The organism is Streptomyces actinomycinicus (assembly GCF_016741775.1).
In the GTDB taxonomy this organism is placed as follows: domain Bacteria; phylum Actinomycetota; class Actinomycetes; order Streptomycetales; family Streptomycetaceae; genus Streptomyces; species Streptomyces actinomycinicus.
In genome coordinates, this window is sequence record NZ_JAERRK010000007.1 from 259,328 (window position 1) to 279,767 (window position 20,440).

Below are 20,440 nucleotides of genomic sequence, written 5' to 3' on the forward strand. Positions count from 1 at the left end.
GCACGGAGCGTTCCGGTCAGGTGGTATTCAGCCAGTACGCGGGTGGTACCGCTCACCGACAAGCTCTTGGACAGCACCGCACGAGGCGCTGCGCTCCTGAAGGTCCCGAGGTGTCGGACGGCACCGGGGCAGCGGGCCCAGTGCGTTCGGCGCGGTGTCCATGCCCGAGTAGTCGCGGCGCCGGAGTCTTTCGGCGTCGCACCAGCACAAGGACCAGAACCCCACATGACCACCGCTCTGATATCCGTGCCCGAGACCATCGCCGCTGTGGGTCCCGACCTTCGCGAGGAGCTGCGCGAGAAGCGCTACGCCCTGGTGTCGGCCGGCGACCTCACGCTGCGCCCCGAACTCGCCGCCGCGTTCGACGATCTCCAGGCGTCCTGGGGCCGGCTCACCCCGGACGTGCACTTCGGAGGTGAGGACCGTGCCGTGCGCACGCGCCGTTACAGCGACTTCACCTATGTACCCGCCACCGGCGAGCTGTCACCGCTCGACCACGTCGCGTACATCCAGAGCAAGGAGATGAACTCCTTCGTCGGCGGGATCGAGCGTCATTTCGGGGACGTTGAGGAGGAGACGTTCCTCAACCCGCTCTTCCGGGCCCTCGTGCGCTACGACTTCGAGAACCTCCCCATCGAGGACGAGTACCGCGACCGTGCCTGGCAGTGCCAGGTCCACCAGATCCGCATCGAGATCAACCCGGGCAAGTACAACGAGCTGGTGCCCGAGGGAATCCACTCCGACGGCTACCCGTGGGCCGGACTGCACCTGATATCCCGCGTGGACGTCGAGGGCGGCCACAGCACCGTCTTCACCTGGGAGGAGGAGCCGCTGGCCAAGGCCACCTTCCTGAACCCGCTGGACTCGCTCCTCTTCGAGGACCGCCGGATGAAGCACCACGTGACCGGTCTCAGCGCCGCCGAGGACCGCGGGGGATACCGGGACGTCCTGGCCATCTCCTTCTCGCTGCCCGGCTCCCCGTACGAGACGCTCGTCTGATGGGTGCCGCCGCTCCCGCGCTCATCAGTCGACCGCGGCCCGAGGCCGTCTGGCGCCCCCTGACCTCGACTCCCATGGCGGCGGCGGACGTCGGGCAGGTGATCGAGCTGCTCCGGGCCGCCCCGCAGACGGCCTACTGCGAATGGGAGGACGCGGCACTGCTGCGCGGCCACCTCTCGCACTCGGCCGACCTGTGCCGCGTGGTACGTGACGGTTCGGGCCGCGTTGTGGCCGCGCTGATCGCCGGCTCCTTCGGTGTGCGCGGCAGCATCAGCCACGCCGTGGTCGCGCCGGGCCACCGGCGCAGCGGCCTGGCCCGGGTGATGGCAACCGACGCGCTCGCGGCCTTCCGCCGCAGGGGGGTGCGGCGCGTCGCCCTGGCCGTCCTCGACGGCAACCCGGCTGCCGCCGCCCTGTGGACACGGGCTGGCTTCAGTCCGGTCCATGGCGAGAGGACGTACGAATGCGACCTGTAGCAGCTGCCTCCCCGGAACGGCAGGCCACTACCTCCCCGAAACGGCAGGCCACCGCCTCCCTGGAACGCCAGGCCACTGCCTCCCCGGTACGGCAGGCCTGTTCAGCCGGTCCGCCCGCGGCGCGGAAGTCGACCGCTCAGGCGCCGTGGGCGGCCGGCCTCGGCCTCGCGATGCCGGTGATGCTCGGATACGTGCCGGTTGCCTTCGCGTTCGGCGTACTCGGACACACCGCCGGGCTGCCAGGGTGGGCCACCGCAGCCATGTCCCTGTTCGTCTACGGCGGTTCGTCCCAGTTCGCAGCTCTCCAGCTCATCACGGTGGGCGCGGCGCCCTACGCCGTGATCCTCACGACCTTCGTCGTCAACCTCCGTCATCTGCTGTTCGCGGCCTCTGTCGCACCGCGACTGGCAGGATGGCGACGCGTCGAACAGGCCGCGTTCGCCTATGAGCTGACGGACGAGGCGTTCGCCGTGCACTCCGCGCAGTACGCCGAGCGCGCGCACCGCTCCAAGGCCGAGGTCTTCGCCTTCAACGCCGCCGTGCACGCGTCCTGGGTTACCGGGACGGTGCTCGGCACGCTGGCCGGCGACCTGGTACACGACGTGGAGGCACTCGGCCTCGACTACGCCCTGCCCGCCATGTTCATGGCCCTGCTGGCCGCCGGCATCGTCGCGGACCTGCGAAGCCTCGCGGTCGCCGTGACCGCCGGCACCGGCGCCGTGGCCCTGACCCTGCTCGGCCTGCAGTACTGGTCGGTCGTGCTGGCCGCCGCAGCCGCAGCGACGCTCGGCCTCGCCATGGCGCCGCGTGACACGCAGCCGGCCGATGAGAACGCAGTCGCCCCAGGCGCAACAGCCCGTCCGGTCGAGTCCCTCTGAACCCCTCCGGCCCACCCGGCCCACCCGGCCAGACCTCCCCGAACGCACCGGCTGTCCCGGCCGGGCCCCCCTTGTAAGGACGCAACGCATGATGAGCGATCCGGCCCTCGCCCTGACCATCGTCGGCATGGCCGCCGTGACCTTCGGGCCACGGCTGCTGCCCACACTCTTCCTCGCGGCGGCCGAACTGCCCCGGCCAGTCGTGACGTGGCTCCGGCAGGTTCCGCCCGCAGTGATCGCTGCGCTGCTCACCCCGCCTCTCCTGCTGCCTTCCGGTCACTTGGACCTGGGCCCCCACAACTACGCACTCTGGCTCGCCGTGCCGACCCTCCTGCTGGCCTGGCGCACCCGGAGCTTCTACCTCACCATCGGCTTCGGTATCGGATCCCTCGCCCTGCTCCGTCTCCTCATGGGCTGACGTAGCCGGCTCCGGGCGAGCGCACGAGCGGGGTCGTGATACGGCTCAAGGCCCTGCCGAACACCGGGCGGACGATCATTGAAAGCAGACGCGCGCTTGCGTAGCCGGTTCACGTGGTTTCACCGATGTGCTCGGCCGTCCCTCTGCGAAAAGCCGCACGACCGGTGGCCGACCCCGCGCTCATTGCCGTTGCCGTTGCCGTTGCCGTTGCCGTTGCCGAGATGATCGGACGGGCCGTCCGCAGCATCGAACCGCGTGCTACTGCCGGTGTCCGGGGTCACCGCCCTCGCCACTACCGGGGCCCAGGTGCACCGCCCGGGCTGTCGACGGCTCTGATCCCTGCACCGTCGTCCGTGCTGCTCGGCGCAAGGGTCAGCAGTACTTCGAGGCAGGCGGCGATCGCGGGTTCGTGGCCTGCGCCGTTCCGGACGACGATCTCGATCGTACGAGCGAGCGCGGGGTCGGCCACCGGTCGTGCGACGAGCGAGGGCGGGAGGTGAGCTGCTGCCATGCGAGGGAGGACGACAGGGTGGCCGCCGCTCGCCGCGAGGGCGATCATGGCGGTGAAGTCGGAGCAGATGTGCCGTATCTGCGGGGTGAATCCCGCCGACCGGCATGCCTGGAGGACTGCTGCGCCGCACGCGGTCTCCGCGGGGGCGGTGATCCACGGTGCCCCGGCGAGGTCGCGCAATTCGACGGGAGATCCTTCCGCGGCGACCGCGGGGTGGTCCCGTCGGACCACCGCGACCAGCGGGTCGACGTGCAGCTCATGGCTCTCGACACCCAGCGGCGCTGGATCGGCGAGGTTCGTGTAGCGGTAGACCAGCGCGACGTCGACACGTCGCTGGAGCAGCAGCCGCACGGCGAGTTCCGGTTCGGCCTCGGTGATGTGCAGGCGCAGGCCGGGGTGGGTGCTTTCCAGCGCGTGGCCGAGTGGAGCCGCGAGGGGGGCGAGGGCACTGGGGAAGCAGGCGAGGTGCAACGGGCCGACCGGCTCCGCGGCCTGGCTGCGCAGGTGCCGTTGCGCTCGATCGAGGGCATCGAGCACCTGCTCGGTGTCTTCGGCCAGCCGGTGTCCGGCGGGCGTGAGACGAATGGACCGGCCTGTGCGTTCCAGCAGGCGGGTGCGGGTCTCCTCCTCCAGGAGCCGGAGCTGCTGCGAAACGGCGGAGGGGGTCACGCCGTGCAGTTCTGCCACCGCGGTCACGGTCTCGTGGGCGGCCAGATCACGCAGGAGGACCAGGCGTCGGACATCGAGCATTAGTTCAGCTTAAACGAATGGTGTAGCTGATGTAGCTGGACAGGAACTACCTCCGGCGGCGACGCTGGCGGCCTGTCCCACCCCGCTCAGCAGCACCAGGAGCTGTCCTATGCGCGCCACCGTGATCCATGGCCCGAATGACATCCGGATCGAGGAGGTTCCGGACCCCCGGATCCAGCATCCAGCGGACGCGGTCGTGCGTGTGGTCAGCGCCTGTATCTGCGGCAGTGATCTGTGGGCGTACCGCGGGGTGGCCTCGCGCGTGGCCGGTCAGCGCATCGGGCACGAGTTCCTGGGCATCGTCGAGGAGGTCGGCGCCGAGGTGACCGGCTTCACGCGCGGTGATTTCGTGGTCGCGCCCTTCGTCTGGTCCGACGGCACCTGTGACTACTGCCGGGAGGGCCTCCAGACCTCCTGCCCGCACGGCGGGTTCTGGGGGGAGGTCGGATCCGACGGCGGCCAGGGCGAGGCCGTCCGTGTGCCCTACGCCGACGGAACCCTCGTCGGACTGCCCCGGGACGCCGTCACCGACGAGAAGCTCCTCCCCGGCCTGCTGGCCCTCTCCGACGTGATGAGCACCGGGCACCACGCCGCCGTCTCGGCCCGGGTCCGCCCCGGGGCCACGGTCGCTGTCGTGGGCGACGGAGCGGTCGGTCTGTGCGGCGTGCTGGCCGCCCGTCGCCTTGGCGCCGACCGGATCATCGCGCTCGGCCGGCACCAGGCCCGCACGGACATCGCGCGCGTGTTCGGCGCCACCGACGTCGTCGCCGAACGCGGTGAGGCGGCGATCGAGGCGATCCGGGACATGACCGGCGGCCAGGGCGCACACGCCGTACTGGAAGCCGTCGGCACCGAGGAATCGATGCGTACCGCCATCTCCATCACCCGTGACGGCGGCGCCGTGGGCTATGTCGGCGTACCGCACGGCGGCAGCGCCGGCGTGGACATCAGTCAGATGTTCGACCGCAACATCACCCTGGCAGGCGGCGTGGCCCCTGCGCGCGCCTACATACCCGACCTGCTCAGCGACGTGCTGGCGGGCGTCATCGACCCTGCTCCGGTGTTCGACAGGACCGTCGACCTCGACGGGGTGCCGGACGGCTACCGCGCCATGGACGACCGGTCCGCGCTGAAAGTCCGCATCGCCTTCTGAGCCGCCACGAGGAGAAGTCCATGAAGATCGTCATCGCCGGCGGGCACGGCCGGATCGCCCGGCGTCTGGGCCGGCTGCTCACCGTCCGTGGAGACAGCGTCGTCGGGCTCATCCGTAACCCCGCCCACGGCGATGATCTGTCGCACGACGGCATACGGCCGGTCGTCTGCGACCTCGAGGCGGCATCGTCCGCCGACGTCGTCGCGGCCCTGTCCGGAGCCGATGCCGTGGTGTTCGCCGCCGGCGCCGGCCCCGGCAGCGGCGCGGCCCGCAAGTACACGGTCGACCACCAGGCCGCCGTACTCCTGGCCGAGGCCGCCGGTCAGGCGGGGATCCGGCGGTACGTCATGGTCTCCACCCGAGGCGCCGGCAGTCCGCCCCCGGCTCACGCCGACGAGGTCTGGACCGCTTACGTGCACGCCAAAACCGCCGCCGACGACCACGTCATGGCACAGGACCTCGACTGGACCATCCTGCGGCCCGCGGCCCTCACCGACGATCCCGGTACCGGCGGGGTGCGTCTCACTGCAGAGCGGAGCGTGGGCCAGGTCACCCGGGACGACGTCGCCGAGGTCCTGGCCGCCCTGCTCGCCACGCCTGCCACCGCAGGACTCGTCCTGGAACTCGCCCAGGGGCCCGATCCCGTCTCCCGAGCGGTAGCACGTGCTGCGGACAACCGCACCGGTGAGCCCTGCCGGTGACAGCCCGTCAGCCGTCGGCTTCCCCTTTGCCGCTCGGTGAGCCGCTGGTGGTGGGAGAGGCGCTGGTGCTGCCGGAAGGACTGGCGGAGGGCCGGGGGGATGGGGTAGCCGTCCGGGAAGGCGAGCTGGGGCGGCGGCTGCTGCTGGAGGGCCGAGGGGTCGGTTTCTCCTTCACCGGTGGCGGCGCACTGGTGGTGGCGGCGGAAGGTGGGACAACCGGCGGCTTGCTGCGAGGTGCCGTCGGCTGGGGGAGCCGGTTCCCGCCGGTGGTCCGGTCCCGGGTGCCGTTTCGCGCCGGGTGCGTGGACACCCTCTTCGGTGGAACCGATGAAGCGGCCGAATCGGGGACGTCGGCCTCGGACGCTGCGGGGGTCGGCTCCGGGGCCGAAGCCGCTCGTGGAGCAGTCGACTGGAGGAGCACCGATGCGGTGGCCAGACCTCCGGTGATGGCGAACGCGGCTGCGGCGAGGGATCCGACGGCATACTTCTTCAGCCGCGACGGACGGCCGCACCGGTCTTCCTCCAGGTCTTGCGAAGGAGTCGGCGGCCCCGGAAGGGAGGAGCCGGAGGAGCCCACTCCCCCGTTGAAGAGGACCTCCGGCATCGCCGCGTCCACGGCCGGAGTACCGTCTCTGCGCTCGCTCAACTGGGTCATGCCGGAGTCGAATGCCCCGCATTCGGGGCAGGTCACGGCGCCGTTGAGCGTGCGATTGCAGGGAGTGCAGTAGTCCATGAAGCGGCCGTTCTCAATCCTCGAGTTGACGGGGCGAGGCTCGACGTGTGCGAACCTCACCTACCGGCCTGCGGTACGTGACCGGCTATCGGGGTCAACGGAGCGGATCGAGCGAGTGCTCAATCACCGGCGGGCATGTGGGGTATGTAACCCGGCGCTCGGCGAGCGCAATGCGAAGACTGAAGGCGTTTCTCGGGTGCGGAACAGTCCCGGGCAGGCGCCAGGGGGTCACGCAGGACGCCGCGTACCACTGCGGCCTCATGAGGCGTGCATTACATACCGGCCGTGGGATGAAGCCAACGCCGCGGCCCTGCGTACTGCCTCGCAGAGACAGAAGGAGGGGACCCGGTCCCGTCGCCGGGGCGCTCCGCGCAGCAGCCTTGCGGTGACCAGAGAACTTGGCGCCTGGTCCTGACCGCCGCGGAGGAGGAAGTGCCCCGTCGGAAAATAGAGAAGCCGAGGAGGAACCGGTGGGCCGCGATGACGCCGGCCCGGAGCGGACTCCCGTCTCCGGCCCCGAAGCAGGGCAAGAGAAAGTAGGGCAAGAGACCGCCGCCGGGCCTGGCTTGGAGCAAGAGGTCACCGCAGGCTCGGACACAGAGCACGAGACCGCCTCAGGCCCTGCCGTAGTGCAAGAGACCAGGGACTCCTTCCAAGCGGTGCTGGACGCTCTGGATGCCGCGCGCGCCGACCTCATGCGCGACGCGCAACAGGAAGACGCGCAGCAGGAAGTCGCAGAGGGCCCGTCTCTGCCCCAGGGCCGGCACGCTCGCCCGACCGGTGAAGCCCGCCTTCACCAGCCGGCCCCGTCGTCCCCCTCGTCCCCGTCCTCGTCCCCGTCCTCATCCCCAGACTCCCTCCGGTCCGGCGGGGCACTGCCGATGAAGTCCGACGGGGCACTGCCGATGAGGTCCAGTGGGGCACTGCCGATGAAGTCCGGCGAGGCACTGCCGATGAGGTCCAGTGGGGCACTGCCGATGAAGTCCGGCGAGGCACTGCCGATGAGGTCCAGTGGGGCACTGCCGGTGAGGCGAGCGACGTCAAGTCCGCAACCAGAGACCGCCGTCTCGTTGCACCAGGTCGCCACTGCGGCCTCACAGGGGTCTGCTGCGCCGGTCCGCACACGCAGGACGAAGGGCAGTCGCGGTCGGCGGCGGTTGACCAGGCGCACGGGTCTGCGAGCCGCCGGTGTCTGTGGGCTGGCCGCAGCGAGCGGACTGGGCCTCGCCATGTGGCTGCTGATCCATCACGACGCCGATCCGGCAGCCTCCTCTCCGCCCTCCGGGCACGTGCAATCCCCCCTGCCGCCCGGGCCTACGCCGAAGGACCCCTCTCCCCCGGTCCCCGGGCAGCCGAACCTGCCCCGGCGGCCCGGCGCATCAGATCCGCCGCTCCCCGAAATCCCCGGCACGGGCGTCCTCCGTCAGGGTGACAGCGGTCATGGGGTCTACGAGCTGCAGGTACGTCTCCAGCAGCTACCGGACATCTACGCCGGCGGCGCGATAGACGGCCGCTACGACGCGGAGGTCCGAGCGGCCGTGACCCGCTTCCAGAAGCGGTACGGGGTCCGCGGCGACGAGAGCGGGGTCTACGGCGCCGAGACACGATTCGCCCTCATGCTGCGGACGAAGTAACCCGACGCTGGGACCAGTGCGGGACCCAGGCTTCCCGGGATCGATGACGGCACGTGGTACCACGCACCGTGTACCACCGCCGTGCGTGCACTGCCGGCCCGCAACCGCCCTCGACGCCCCGGCCGAGCACCGGGCGACCGACGGACGGCTCGGCACGACGGCGTTTCCGACGCCGTCCGGTCCGGTGCGAGGTCTACGCTCGGCCCGTGGGGCAGCCAGAGCAGCGTGCCGAGGGCGCGGGACCGTTCACCACCAGGCTCACGTGGCATGTTCCCGGTGGCGGCACCGCGGTGTGGGACTCACGGGTCGCGCGTCGGCGCGGAATGCTCGTCGTCCGTCCTCCGGGTGCGGCGGGCAGCCGCCCCGCCCATGCGGATGCCGTTGCCGTCCGCCGACTGCGCAGGCTCAATGCGATCGCGGCGATCGCCTTCATCGTCGGTGGAGCCCTCTTCGCCGCCGGCGCGGCCGTCGCCCAGTTCGGCTCCGGCGACGCCACCGAGTGTGCCTCGATCTACTTCGTGGGTGGCTTGTTCTTCAACACCGGCGGTTACGTCTCGCTTCTGCAGGTGATCAACTCACCCCGTCACGTCGCCGGAGGCGAAGGCAGGCTGGTCACCCGACGCTGGCGGTGGTGGAGCTACGAGCCGATGCGAGTGGACTGGCTGAGCACATTCGTCCTGTTCGCGGGCACGCTCGTCTTCGCCGTCTCCCTGCTGGACTCGTTCCTGCGGGGCCTGAGCGTCCAGCAGGTCAACCGGCTGATCTGGGCACCGGACGTGGTCGGCTGTGTGCTCTTCCTGGTCTCCGGGCACCTGGGCTTCGTCGAGATCTGCCACGGCAGGCCCTGCGTCCGCCCACACAGCCTCGGCTGGTGGGTCGTCGCCGTGAACCAGTTCGGTTCCGTCCTGTTCATGGTCTCGGGGCTCGTCGCCTACACCCGCCCCGCCACCGGAAACCTGATCGCCGCCGGCCTCGCAAACTGGGGCACCCTCATCGGAGCCCTGTGCTTCTCCCTCGGTGGCCTCCTCCAGCTCCGTGAACACCCTTAGCATCCCGGCCGGCGGGCGTGACGCACGGAGCCCGCGCACCGAGGACGAGATGCATCGATTCACAGAGGTGACCGAGGACCTGGTACTGCTCGTAGACCGTGATCCGAGAGAAGCGTATGCGTGGGGACGGCCGTCATCCGAGCCACATCCCGTCGCGCATGATGACTCTCCCGCGTAGTTCGGGCTCGCCGCGCCATGCGCGCACAGTCCTCGGGACCACGCGCACATACAGAAAAGAACCCTCTTCCACACGTGGATCCCACCCGAACTTGTCGGCGAACGCCTTCGCTGCGTCTCCGGGCACCTCCGGGGCCGGGAAGCACTCCGCCTCACCCTGGAGGAGCACCACGTCGAAGGTGTCCGGTAGCGACAGGCGCACGCGCGGCTCTTTGCGAAGCGCGCCTGAGGCGCGGGGCCTACGCCCAGCGACCGATGAAGCCCTCGGCCTTTGGCTCGGGCGGCCTTTTTGCCCTCGCGGGACACATTCGGGGCGCCGGGCAACAGGGACGCGACAACCTGGCCGACCAGCTCCGACCCGACCACGCCGCCCCCTTACTCGTCAATTCATTCCACCCCGGACAAACGGTTGCAACTCCTCTGAACAATCGCCGCCGCCTTCATCACGGATTCAGATGCGGAGCCGGCCGGTTTCCGAAAGGATGATTTGGGAGGGGGCAGCATGTATTTCTTCGACCGGGTCACTTCATCGGTTTCAGCTCTCGCCGTACCTCCCCCCTGTCGTCGTCGCGATCTTCACCGTGTACGGCCGCCGACGGCGGGGGGCTTCCCGTGCCGGGGGCCGTAAGGCGGTGGAGGCGTTGCAGGAGTTGGTCCGTGGCCGGGGTGGTGGTATGCCGCCAGGGGGTGTAGGCCGATCCGTGCGGCGGGATCGGCGGAAGTGTCTGCGCGTGAAAAGCCCATCGAGCATGCTGGGAGGCCCTGGTGGGCGTCTCCGGCTTGCGGGCGGGCCGTTGGCAGGGGTGTGGGAGTCGGCCTCGACCGCCTTCGACTGGCTTGAGTCGTCGGGTTCGGGAGGCCATGGGGGTGGGGGGCATGGTGGACGTGGCGCCGGAGGGCGGGCAGCCTGGTGAGATCGAGGTACGGCCGGTGGGGCGGCCGCCGGCCGAACTCGATCCCAAGGCCGTGCCGAAGTCGCGCTGGGAGCTGGCTCAGCTGCTGCGCGAACTCGTGTTTGAGCCGCTGAAGAAGCGGGATCTCACGCAGCGGCAAATCAGCCTCGCGCTGGGCGCAGGCTTCAGCACCGCTGCCGTGTCCCGTATCTCGTCGGCGAAGAAGCTGCCCACGTTCGCCGAGCTGAACGCGCTGCTGAACCTCGTGGAGGACCCGGACAAGGCGGGCCAGGCCCTCGAACCCGCTCGGCGTCTGGAACTCCAGCTCGCCCACCTACGGGCGGTGGAAGCCGAGGATTCCACCCTCTTCCAGCTGTTCATGGCGGAGAGCGCGTGTCAGGCCTTCCGGGCCGAGTGTGAACGCAGGTGGGAGGCCGAGCGCTCGCTCAAGGACGAGCTGGTGCGGACTCACTGGCTCCTGCACTGTTCGAACCAGACGACCGCAGCGGCCAGGGCGCGGCTGGCACGTCTGGAGCGTGACAGGAAGCGGGATGCCGGCCGGCTTGCCCAGATGCGGCGACTGCTCGTCGAAACGGAGACGGAACTCGCCGTCCACAAGGCGGCGCTGGGTGAACAGGCACTCAGGCTGCGGGCGAGGGCGGCCACGGCAGAAGCCGCTCGCAAAGACGCCGAGAAACAGGCGGTGAACGCTCAGCGGAAACGCGCCGAGGTCGAGCAGCGGCTGCTGGAGGAACTGGCCAATGCCGAGGCTCTGGCGGAGGAGCTGAGGGTCGTCAGGGCTTCTCGTCAGGAGGCCCTGCGCGAGCGAGACGAACTACGGCAGCAGATGGAGTCCCTCAGGAGCGAGAACGCCGTGGTGTCCGCGGCGACAGCCGCCGTGCGCCGGGCCCAGAGCCAGCTGGCCGAGGAGGAGTTGCTGGTAGGGGCCGGGAAGGCGGGCCCGGTCGGGGCCGGTTCGTTCTCGGAGCAGGGGGACGGCCGGCACCAGGAGCTGCTGGAGAAGGCTCTGCTCGGCGCCGAGACGGCGGTCGCCGATCTCGTGGCCGACCTGGCCGATGCCGACGACGGCGAGGCGGTAACCTTCGTGCTCACCGAGGCTGCCGGGCGTGCCGGTGAGCAGGTGGCCGCCTTGATCCAGGCCCTCGGAGATGCCGGGTACTGGCCGCAGCGGGCGGAGCTGTTGCGCCACGCCGGTCAGAAGCCGCCCACGGTGGTGGCCGATCTCCTCCAGGCGCTGGAACGCCATGACGCGATCACGGAAATGGGGCTGCTCTACGAGGCCGCTGCCCTGGCCGATGTGCCGAGCCTGCTGAACCATCTGCTGCAGCTGGACCAGCAGGTGCAGGCCGTGAGGCTGCTGGACGCCGCTGTACGCCGACGCTCCCTGACCGATGTGGCGGGCCTGCTGGCCCTGCTGGCGGAAAGCGGGCGACTGCAGGAGGCGGAAAGCCTGTTGAGGGATGCTGTGACCTCCCGCAGTCCACGGGACGTCCTGACCCTCCTGCGGAGCTTCGCCGCGCTGCCCGACGGCGCGCGCTTCACCTCGCTCGCCCTCGATGCGGCGGCTGAGCGCAAACCGACCGCTGTCGTAGCCCTCTGTCGTGCTCTGCTCCTGGCCGACGACGACGCCCGGGCGGGGGCCATGGCGGCCGAACTCCTGGCACGGGCCGCACGGGCTCCCGTCACCTCGGTTGCGGAGACGGCCAGTCTGCTCGTCGGCGACTCCGCTGCCGGCGGATCGCTCCCGTATTTCCTGAGCGTCTTCTTCGAGCAGCGCAGTGAGCACGCGTGGCAGCTGATCACTCACGTGACGGTCCAGTATCCCGACGCACTCGGCGCCCTGCTCTCCGCCACCGGGACGTCGGCGCCGACCGAGCTGCTGGCCTTCCTGACCGTGCGGGCCGACGCGTGGCTGCCGGGGACAGCGGAGGACGGTGAAGGGAGTGCCGTCACGCCACTTCTCGCGAGCGCGGGACGACGCGAGAGGGAGGACGTCGTCGCCCTGTTCCGCGAACTCGGCAACATGGACGGTGATCTGGCCCGCGAGCTGCTGGGGCACACCGTGCGGCACTCCACCGGCACGGCGACGGGCGTGGTCGCCACGCTTCTTCGAGCCGGATACGAGCAGAGCACCCTGCTCTCGTACGTCAGTACGGGGGCGCCGTCCCTGGCGGCCGTCGTGCAGGTGGCGACAGCCCTTCACGAACGCCGGCACCAGCGTGCCGCCTCGAAGCTGCTCCTCGACGCCGGCTCACGGGCTCGCTTCGGCGCCGACGAGATGACGGCCGTCCTGCACCAGCGCCTTCCCGGCTGGGCCGCGCAATGCCTCCTGGCCGGCGCCGGCACGCGGTCCGCCAACCTGACCGCGGAACTGGCCGTCGAACTGCACCAGCAGGGCCGCTCACCCTTCGTGCAGCTCATGCTCGTCACCGTGCCCGTGGAGCCGGCGAGGGTGGTCGATCTCGCCGACCACTTGTGGGCCGGCAACCTGCGTCACGACGCCGCGTGGCTGCTGGCCCGACTGGCCGGCACGGCATCGGCGGGCGAACTCGGCAGCGCCTTGCACCTGGCGTCCCCCGAAGCGCAGGACGAGCTGATCACTCAGATCGTGCAGCACACCAGCGCTGATCAGTACGCCCTCCTCGTCGCGGACCTCTGCGACCGGGGCCAGGGTCACCTGTCCCTCACCCTGGTCCGCGCAGCGGGCACGGATCCCGCGGGATCCGCTCGTGCCTGCGCCGGCGCACTGGCCAGACAGGGACTCCGACACCAAGCCGCCTGGCTGCTGTCCCAGGCGGAGGGAGACTCCGACACGGCGTCGTGGCCTCCGGCGGAGGCGCCGCAGGAACTGGCCCAGGCACTCACCTACTACGCGGCCATGGGCTTCGACGCACGGGCGAACAGCGTCTTGTCGGCGACGGTCTACAACAACCCCGCCATGCCCTGGCACGAGGTACTCCCCCAGATCCCGGGCGCGGTGTTGGAACGGACGCTGCTCACCGTCCTGGAGCACCTCCCGCACAACCTGATCGCGCGGGCCGGCAGGCCCCAGGTCACGGCCGTGCTCCGCCTTCTCACCGCAGCCCCCTCGGCACTGCGCGCCCGGCTCCTCCAGCCGCCCGAGGACGAGCACGTCGCCCATCTGACGAACCTGCTCGTGGCCCGAGCCGATCTCCCGGAGGGCTCTGGGCTCGCCCAGGAGATCCTCAGCATCGCCGCCGCCTGGCCGGAGCAGCGCGACATCCTCGTCATCGCCGGGCAGGCTCTCGGCGAGGGCGCCACGGCAGCGGTCTCCGAGCTGATCCGGACGGCTCTGTGCCAACGTCCTCTGCCGGAACTCCCGCCGTTGATCCGCTTCGCCGTCTCCCACCGGCTGGCCGGCGGACGTACGGAGATCGGGAACCTGCTCAAGAAGGTTCATCCTCGCGAGCACGACGCCGTCGAGGCGTGCCTGGCCGAGGCTTTTCGCCCCGAGTTCGATCCGGACATCGCCGGCGCCGGGCAAGGTGTGAGCGGCGACTGGGTCGTGGTCGCGCTACCGCCCCTGGGTGAGAGCGTCACCGAAGGCACGGTCACCCGTTGGCTCAAAGGGGAAGGCGACCACGTCGAGATCGACGACCCCCTCCTCGAAGTCTCCACCGACAAGGTCGACACCGAGATCCCCGCAACCGCCACCGGCATCGTCCGCCACATCACCGTGGCCGAGGACGAGACGGCCGAGGTCGGAGCCACCCTCTGTCACATCCAGCCGCTGACCGCCTCCGCCAGGATCCCTGACACCGCTCAGAAGGTGGATCCCGACAACTCTCCGCGCTCTGAGAGCCGCGCCGGCGGCGCCGCCGGGCCCTCGGCCTGCGGAGGCGAGCCACCGCGGGACCGAGCCACGCCGGCCGACGGCCTCGTCGCGGTCACGCTCCCCGCCCTGGGCGAGAGCATCACCGACGGCACGGTCACCCGTTGGCTCAGAGCGGAAGGCGACCACGTCGAGATCGACGACCCCCTCCTGGAAGTCTCCACCGACAAGGTCGACACCGAGATCGCCGCAACAGCCACCGGCGTCCTGGAGCAGATCACCGTGGCGGAGGACGAGATGGCCGAGGTGGGAGCCGTCCTGTGCTACCTCAGGCCACGAGCCGAGCAGGGTGATGGCGATCGCGTTCCCGTCACAGGGCAGGAACCCGGCCCCACTGCGGTCACCGTCGGCTTCGGCTGGCACCTGAACACCGTCTTCTTCGAGCTGGACGCATGCGCCATCGCAGTCGACGCGCACGACCGCGTCTACTCCAGCAGTCACTTCGTCTCCGGCAACCGGCAGACTCCCGACGGCACGATCGTCCACGCCGGCGGCGACCGTTTGCGTCCCCATGCCGCGGACGCCCAGGCCGTCTACCTCAACCTCGCCGCTCTCCCCCGAGCAGTCGAGAAGATCGTCTTCCCCGTCTACATCTGCGACGGCAAGAATCGCGGCCAGCACTTCGGCCAGCTCCGCACCGCCTACATCCGTCTCATCGACCCAGCCGACGGTACTGAGATCGTCCGCTACGACCTCCCCGAGCACGTCCCCGCCGACACCGCGCTGATCTTCGGCGAGCTGTACCGTAGCGGCGCCCAGTGGAGGTTCCGGCCCGATTTCCAGGGCAACCCCGCCGGTATGGCCGGCATCGCCCAGCACTTCGGCGTCGACGTCCTGCTGTCAGGCCACTACGTGCACCGCAGCTGAGCCGCAGCCGGTGTGCGGGCCGCGTACCCTCGGCTGTGTGCCTCGCCGTTCGAAGAATCCGCGCCGGCTGGTCGCCGACGGGCGCGTGTACCTGTGGACGATGCGCCACAGCCACCGAAGGGACCACGCCGGCCGTGCCGTGGACTGTCGCCAAGTCCTCACGGTGTTCCCGCAGCCGGCCGGCACCGGCGGCCCGCTGCGCATCGTCTTCGCCGACGGCCCCGGCCGGTACGTCCCAGGCGGGGCGCCCTTCGGTTCCGGGGACGTGGGCTTCACCCGGGGCGCAGACCTGAACCTGCACGAACCGGGCGCCGTCCGGGCGCTGCTCGACGTGGCCGTGGCGCGTGGGTGGCAGCCGGAGGAGCGGGGAGCCGTGGAGGTCGACGGCTGGTCCCTGCTGGAGGCGGCCGCCGCCGCGCGAGCCGGAGACCCCCACGCCGAGGGCCCTTAGGGAGGGATCAACCCTCTTCGCCCTGAAGGAAGTCTTCTGAGTGAGCAGGGAGTTGACCGGAGGATCACAGTACTTCGGTGCCAGGAGCTGTGACTTGGGAGTGTCGGAGTGCGCGGAGCAGTCATCTGGGGCCACGTCCGGTCGTCGGGCACCGCCCGCTAGCATCTGGTCGTATGAGGACGCGGGGGCGGCGGCTGGGTGCGGTGGCGGTGGTGGCGGTACTGGCGGCGGTCTGCGCCTCCGGCACGGAGCGCCTGGATGTCATTCGCACGGCCTCGGACCTCGGCCCCCTCCCGGCCGACCGCTACGACTACACGCCGCAGGACTACCAGCGTTCGCAGCGGGCGACCGCGCTCCTGGTCCGTCAGTGCATGGCGGAGCGCGGCCACCCGAACTTCCCGCTCGATCCCCGCTACCCGAGCGACCCCGTCGTCGCCACCGCGGTCAGCACCGACTACGGCGTCCTGGATCTTGCCGCCGCCCGTCGCTGGGGCTACGGCTGGGACCCGGCGAAGTCCCCCGACCTGCGGCCGAAGGGCCGTCGCATGACCTACGCCGAGTATGCGGACCTGCCCGCCTGCAACGCCGCGGCGAGTCGGCGGCTGATGCGCGGCATCGACGCGAAGCGGGACTGGCTCTACGCGAGCACCCGGAGTGTCGAGGTCGACAAGGCGGTCAGGCGCGACCCTCGCATGCGAGCGGCCTGGGACGTGTGGTCCCGCTGTGTGGCCGAACAGGGATTCACCCGCTATCCCGACCCCGTCGCGGCGTACGGGGACGATGCCTGGCAGCGGGGCGGTGACGGCAACACCCGGCATACGCGGAGGGAGCGTGCCACCGCCGTCGCGGACGTCATGTGCAAGCGCCGCCACCGTACGGCCGAGCTCTGGCACGCTGTGCGGGCGCGGAAGCAGGCCGTGGACATCGCGCAGCACCGCGACCGCTACGCCGCCGGGCTGCGGTCGCTGCGGACGCACCGGACCAACATCGCCGAGGTGCTGCGGAAGCTCGGCTAGGGCCTCTCTTTCGGATCTTGCCGGGGTCGCGTCGGCCGGAAGGCATCGTCGCCCGGAGCCGGCCTGATCCGAAAGAAAGGCCCTAGCGTTCGAGGACCGGGACCGTGTGCCTGCGCGGCGTGACGGGCGGGGCTGTGCTCGGGATCTGAGGGAGTCTCGGTGCTGGGCCTCAGCCGGCGAGGTGCACGCCGAACAGCGGGGAGCCTGAGGTGGAGACACCGGTGCCGGAGGCGCTGATACCGGGCGTACCGGTGGGGCCGGGATCGTTGTTGCCACGGAAGTAGACGGCCGCCCCGTCGCCCGCGTTCTCGTCGGGAACGCCGACGAGAAGGTCCCACTGCGTGTCGTTGTGGGTGTCGGCCAGGTGGAGAGAGCTGCCGAAGTGGTCGCCGGTCTCGTCGTTGCCCGGAACGTCGGGGGTGCTCTGGGCGAAGAACCGGGCGTACGTGGTGTTGTCGGCCCCGATGGCGTCGAAGCCCTTCTCGCCGCCGTGGACGAGGGTGACCGCGCCGGTGCCCGTGGCGCTGCCCAGGCTCTCGCCGGGGGCGCCGATGGCGAGGAGGTGGGAGCCGTACCCGCGGGACGCCGCAATCTCCAGGGAGGCGCCGAAGCGGTCGCCGGGCTCACTGGCGCCCGGAATGTTGGGGGAATCCTGCGTGACGGTGTACGAGACGGTCGCGGACGGCCCCTTCGCGTCGCTGTTGAAGACGCGGACGGCGCCGCCGCCCTCGTTCGGGGCGCCGAGCGCGATGTCCTCGTAGGCGTTGTTGTCGAAGTCACCGATCGCGACGGAGGTGCTGGTGGGCAGCTTGACGGTGCCGGCGGGGCTCAGGCCGGTGGCGGAGCCGAGCGCGTAGTAGGTGCTGGGGCCGGTGACGACGATGTCGGCGATCAGGTCCCCGCCGCCGAAGTTGCCCGAGGCGATGTCCGTCGGGGCGCCCGTGACCGAGGCCGGGGGTACGAAGCGGTAGCCGCCGCCGTTGCCGCCGGCCTTGGTGAAACCGCCGCGGTAGACGTCGATCGTCGGATTGTCGGAGCCGATGGCCAGATCCGGCTTCTGGTCGCTGTCGACCAGCGCGGCGAGGACCCGGCCGAACTTGTCGTGGGAGGCCGGCGCCGGGTCGGTGACCGTCACTCCGCTGGTCAGGCCCGCTTCGGAGCCCCACAGGATGGCGACCGTGCCGCCGTCGGTGTCGGTTCCGACGTCCTCGCCGGGGGCGCCGACGGCGAGGTCGGCGTAGCCGTCGCCGTTGAAGTCCTGCGCCACGACGGCGTCGCCGAAGCGGTCCCCGCTCTCGGCTCCACCCGGTATGCCGGGGCTGTCCTGACTGATGAAGGTACGCCGGGTGTTGCTGGGATCGGTGGTTCCGCCCCACAGGATGACGACCTGGCCGGCGGCGGACTTGCCGGCCACGTACGCGCCGGGGGCGGAGACCGCGATGTCGCGGTAGCCGTCGCCGTTGAAGTCGCCGGGCACGTTGGAGCCGGCGGCGGTGGCTGGGCCTGCCGTGGCGGTGAGCAGCCCGCCCGTCAGGGCCGCGACGGCGGCGATGGCCAGGGTGGTGCGGAGGTGCTGGGACACGCTGAGTCTTCCTGCTTGGTGCATACATCGAGGGTGCGGTGCCGCCCGTGCCGGCCGGAGCCGACCGCGTTCCGTCGGCACGCGGCGGTTGAGCGGTCAAGGAGACTCGTGACCGTGAGCAAAGGTTGTACGAGGATCGCGAGCGCCGCGTGACGGGACCCGTGGGACCGAGCTGAGCGCGTCCGCCCCAGCCCGGCTCGGAGACAGGTCACGTCACGTCACGTCAGGTCAGGTCAGGTCTTCGTCGAGCCCGAAGCCCTCCGGGAAGCCCTCCAGAAACTCCCGCCGGGCCGGATTCGTCTCCTCGGCGGCCATCGTTGCGAGCAGATCAAGCAGCTCATGCCGTTGGCCACCCGACAGCTGCGTCACCCAGTGGGCCACGTTCTCCAGGACCTTGACGGCGTCGTCCGGGTCCATCTGCTCGTCCTCACAGCCGTCGACGAACCACAGGACGTCGACCAGTGCCTCGGCCAGGGCGCGGGTGAGCGATGCGTACGTCGGCGTCAAGACGGTCTCCCGGTGCTGGGCGGAGCTGGCTCGGCCATCCCATCACGAGCCTCTGACAGCGACCTCGCTGTGATCCCGCGGGAAAGGTCGAGAAAGGTTGTGCCGCGATGCAACCTGCCTGCGAGGCCGTACGTATACGAGGCGATGCTGCATCTCAATCGGGGGATCACAGGTACGTGCACCGTTCGGCCGGTCGGAACGCCGGCCGCTTCGGAGGTGTCGTCGCGGCCTGCGCGGCCTCGTTCTCGGCCTTCTGACTCCCCGTCATCCACGTCCCCACGACCGAAAGCTTCGACACCGATGACCGACAAAGCTGCCGACGCACCCGAGGACACCTTCCTCCCGGGTGGCCGGGTGCGGCACCGCAAGCCCCGACGGAACGGCACCGGAACCGGTCTGCGCCGGGCCCTCGTCCTCGCCGTGGCCGTGCCAGTGGCGTCCGCCGCCCTGGCGGGTCCGTCCGCGTTCGCCGCCCAGAAGGGCGCCGGTACGACGGCCAAGGCCCCCGACCCGGGCACCGGCGACCAGCAGATGGCCAAGAACCTGGAGACCCGGGTACTCGATCCACGGCTGGGCTCGAACGTGAGCGGTGTGGTCCTCAACGCGGACACGAACACCGCCGTCTGGAGCCACAACGCCTCCACCGCACTGATGCCGGCCTCCAACGCCAAGCTCGCCACGGCGACCACCGCGCTGACCGTGCTCGGCCCGCAGCACCGGTTCACCACGAAGGTCGTCTACGGCCACGGCACCCTGACCCTCGTCGGGGGCGGCGACCGGACCCTGAGCACCGCCGACCTAGCGGAGTTGGCGAAGACTGCGATCGCCGGGCTCGAGGCAGCGGGCCGGACCACTGTGAGGGTCGCCGTCGACGACAGTCTGTTCCCGGCACCGACCCTGGCCACGGGCTGGAACGACGGCTACTACCCCGACACCGTCGCCCCGGTCCGCGCGCTGGTCGTAGACGGGCACGGCGTCCAGGACACCTCGATCGACGCCGGCCAGGTCTTCGCGAAGCACCTCACCGAGGGGGGCGTCGAGGTCACCGGTGAGGTCACCCGCGGCACCGCCCGTTCGACGGACGTTCCGGTGGCCCGGCACAGGTCGGCGCCGCTGTCGGGCATCGTCCGCACGATGCTCAAGCGCAGCGACAACGACATCGCCGAGACCCTGCTGAGGATGACCGCCCTCGGGTCCGGCCGCCCGGCCACCTTCGAGGGCGGCACCGAGACCGTGCGCCGCGTGCTGAGCCGGGTGTACGGCGTTTCGCTCGGCAACTTCGAGCTGTACGACGGCAGCGGCCTGTCCCGGTCCGACCGCATCCCGGCGACCACCCTCGCGCAGATCCTCGAACTGCTGACGCGGCCCCGCTACGCGCAGACCCTCGGTTCCGTCCGCGACGGCCTGCCCGTCTCCGGCGAGGCCGGCAGCACGCTCGGCCCGGAGTACGGCCGCTTCGACGACGTCTACTCCACGTGCGCGGTGGGCAAGGTGCACGCGAAGACCGGCACCCTCACCGGCGCCATCGCCCTGAGCGGTCTGACCCAGGGCAAGGACGGCAAGTGGAAGGTGTTCTCCTTCGTCGAGAACGGTGCCACGGCCGCTCCGGACTCCATCAAGGACGCCATGGACGGGCTCGCGGCGACCGTCAACGGCTGCTACGCGTGAGCGTGTCGTCGGGGCGCGACCGGCGTAAATGCCGGGCGGCCGCGGCGCCGACGAGGTAGAACGTATGCCGGGTGCCTTCCGGTCACGGTCGGCACCACCCACA

16 protein-coding genes and 2 pseudogenes are annotated in these 20,440 nt (G+C 70.6%); 13 read left to right on the forward strand and 5 right to left on the reverse strand.

The annotated features are described in order from the left end of the window. The first annotated feature begins 225 nt into the window (after positions 1 to 225). The 4 genes from JK359_RS17080 (at position 226) to JK359_RS17095 (ending at position 2,771) form a co-directional block, all read left to right on the forward strand. A complete protein-coding gene (locus tag JK359_RS17080; protein ID WP_201836408.1) occupies positions 226 to 999 on the forward strand; it encodes a 2OG-Fe dioxygenase family protein in 774 nt (257 codons plus the stop codon). Beyond that, positions 999 to 1,475: a GNAT family N-acetyltransferase gene (locus JK359_RS17085; protein WP_201836412.1), complete on the forward strand. Its 477-nt coding sequence runs from the start codon at positions 999 to 1,001 to the stop codon at positions 1,473 to 1,475. The genes JK359_RS17080 and JK359_RS17085 overlap by 1 nt, the downstream gene beginning before the upstream one ends. After that, positions 1,463 to 2,353, forward strand: coding sequence for an AzlC family ABC transporter permease (locus JK359_RS17090; protein ID WP_201836415.1), 891 nt, complete (start codon positions 1,463 to 1,465; stop codon positions 2,351 to 2,353). The genes JK359_RS17085 and JK359_RS17090 overlap by 13 nt, the downstream gene beginning before the upstream one ends. Before the next feature lie 88 nt (positions 2,354 to 2,441). Next, on the forward strand, positions 2,442 to 2,771 hold the full coding sequence (locus tag JK359_RS17095) for an AzlD domain-containing protein (RefSeq protein ID WP_201836418.1): 330 nt from the start codon (positions 2,442 to 2,444) through the stop codon (positions 2,769 to 2,771). Between the two features lie 292 nt (positions 2,772 to 3,063). Here JK359_RS17095 and JK359_RS17100 read toward each other — a convergent pair whose 3' ends face one another. Further along, on the reverse strand, positions 3,064 to 4,032 hold the full coding sequence (locus JK359_RS17100) for a LysR family transcriptional regulator (protein ID WP_201836421.1): 969 nt from the start codon (positions 4,030 to 4,032) through the stop codon (positions 3,064 to 3,066). A 109-nt stretch (positions 4,033 to 4,141) separates the two neighbouring features. Here JK359_RS17100 and JK359_RS17105 point away from each other — a divergent pair, with 109 nt between their 5' ends. Together JK359_RS17105 and JK359_RS17110 are read left to right on the forward strand one after the other, a co-directional pair. After that, positions 4,142 to 5,185 carry a zinc-dependent alcohol dehydrogenase family protein gene (locus tag JK359_RS17105; protein ID WP_201836423.1) on the forward strand — a complete coding sequence of 348 codons (1,044 nt, stop codon included), beginning with the start codon at positions 4,142 to 4,144 and terminating at the stop codon, positions 5,183 to 5,185. A gap of 20 nt (positions 5,186 to 5,205) precedes the next feature. Beyond that, the gene (locus tag JK359_RS17110; RefSeq protein WP_201836426.1) at positions 5,206 to 5,886 is read left to right on the forward strand and encodes an NAD(P)H-binding protein; all 681 of its coding nucleotides are present in this window, start codon (positions 5,206 to 5,208) and stop codon (positions 5,884 to 5,886) included. Between the two features lie 1,526 nt (positions 5,887 to 7,412). Here JK359_RS17110 and JK359_RS17115 read toward each other — a convergent pair. Continuing rightward, a complete protein-coding gene (locus JK359_RS17115; protein WP_201836427.1) occupies positions 7,413 to 7,706 on the reverse strand; it encodes a hypothetical protein in 294 nt (97 codons plus the stop codon). Between the two features lie 70 nt (positions 7,707 to 7,776). Here JK359_RS17115 and JK359_RS17120 point away from each other — a divergent pair, with 70 nt between their 5' ends. Both JK359_RS17120 and JK359_RS17125 read left to right on the forward strand, forming a co-directional pair. Further along, complete coding sequence (locus JK359_RS17120) at positions 7,777 to 8,253, forward strand: peptidoglycan-binding domain-containing protein (RefSeq protein ID WP_236677968.1); 477 nt, start codon at positions 7,777 to 7,779, stop codon at positions 8,251 to 8,253. 206 nt (positions 8,254 to 8,459) lie between these two features. Next, positions 8,460 to 9,302, forward strand: coding sequence for a hypothetical protein (locus tag JK359_RS17125; protein ID WP_201836429.1), 843 nt, complete (start codon positions 8,460 to 8,462; stop codon positions 9,300 to 9,302). 133 nt (positions 9,303 to 9,435) lie between these two features. Here JK359_RS17125 and JK359_RS39140 read toward each other — a convergent pair. Continuing rightward, a pseudogene (locus JK359_RS39140) lies at positions 9,436 to 9,699 on the reverse strand (pyridoxamine 5'-phosphate oxidase family protein); the annotation flags it as partial. A 4,202-nt stretch (positions 9,700 to 13,901) separates the two neighbouring features. Between JK359_RS39140 and JK359_RS40405 the strand changes: the two are divergent. The 4 genes and pseudogenes from JK359_RS40405 to JK359_RS17145 form a co-directional block, all read left to right on the forward strand. Continuing rightward, positions 13,902 to 14,516 (forward strand): annotated as a pseudogene (locus JK359_RS40405) (biotin/lipoyl-containing protein); the annotation flags it as partial. Then, positions 14,493 to 15,113 (forward strand): TerD family protein, encoded by a 621-nt coding sequence (locus JK359_RS40410; protein ID WP_443729083.1) that lies wholly within the window; start codon positions 14,493 to 14,495, stop codon positions 15,111 to 15,113. The pseudogene JK359_RS40405 and the gene JK359_RS40410, both read left to right, overlap by 24 nt. A gap of 37 nt (positions 15,114 to 15,150) precedes the next feature. Then, complete coding sequence (locus JK359_RS17140; protein ID WP_307788144.1) at positions 15,151 to 15,564, forward strand: hypothetical protein; 414 nt, start codon at positions 15,151 to 15,153, stop codon at positions 15,562 to 15,564. Between the two features lie 173 nt (positions 15,565 to 15,737). Further along, complete coding sequence (locus tag JK359_RS17145) at positions 15,738 to 16,580, forward strand: hypothetical protein (RefSeq protein ID WP_236677969.1); 843 nt, start codon at positions 15,738 to 15,740, stop codon at positions 16,578 to 16,580. A gap of 169 nt (positions 16,581 to 16,749) precedes the next feature. On the opposite strand, the gene JK359_RS17150 is transcribed toward JK359_RS17145, so the two are convergent. Both JK359_RS17150 and JK359_RS17155 read right to left on the reverse strand, forming a co-directional pair. Next, entirely contained in the window at positions 16,750 to 18,162 is a 1,413-nt protein-coding gene (locus JK359_RS17150; RefSeq protein ID WP_307788146.1) for an FG-GAP and VCBS repeat-containing protein, read from the reverse strand. Positions 18,163 to 18,390: 228 nt separating this feature from the next. Further along, entirely contained in the window at positions 18,391 to 18,669 is a 279-nt protein-coding gene (locus tag JK359_RS17155; RefSeq protein WP_201836433.1) for a hypothetical protein, read from the reverse strand. A gap of 300 nt (positions 18,670 to 18,969) precedes the next feature. Between JK359_RS17155 and dacB the strand changes: the two genes are divergently transcribed. Next, positions 18,970 to 20,337, forward strand: a complete 1,368-nt coding sequence (gene dacB, locus JK359_RS17160; RefSeq protein WP_201836435.1) for a D-alanyl-D-alanine carboxypeptidase/D-alanyl-D-alanine endopeptidase — start codon at positions 18,970 to 18,972, stop codon at positions 20,335 to 20,337. Positions 20,338 to 20,440 lie beyond the last annotated feature (103 nt).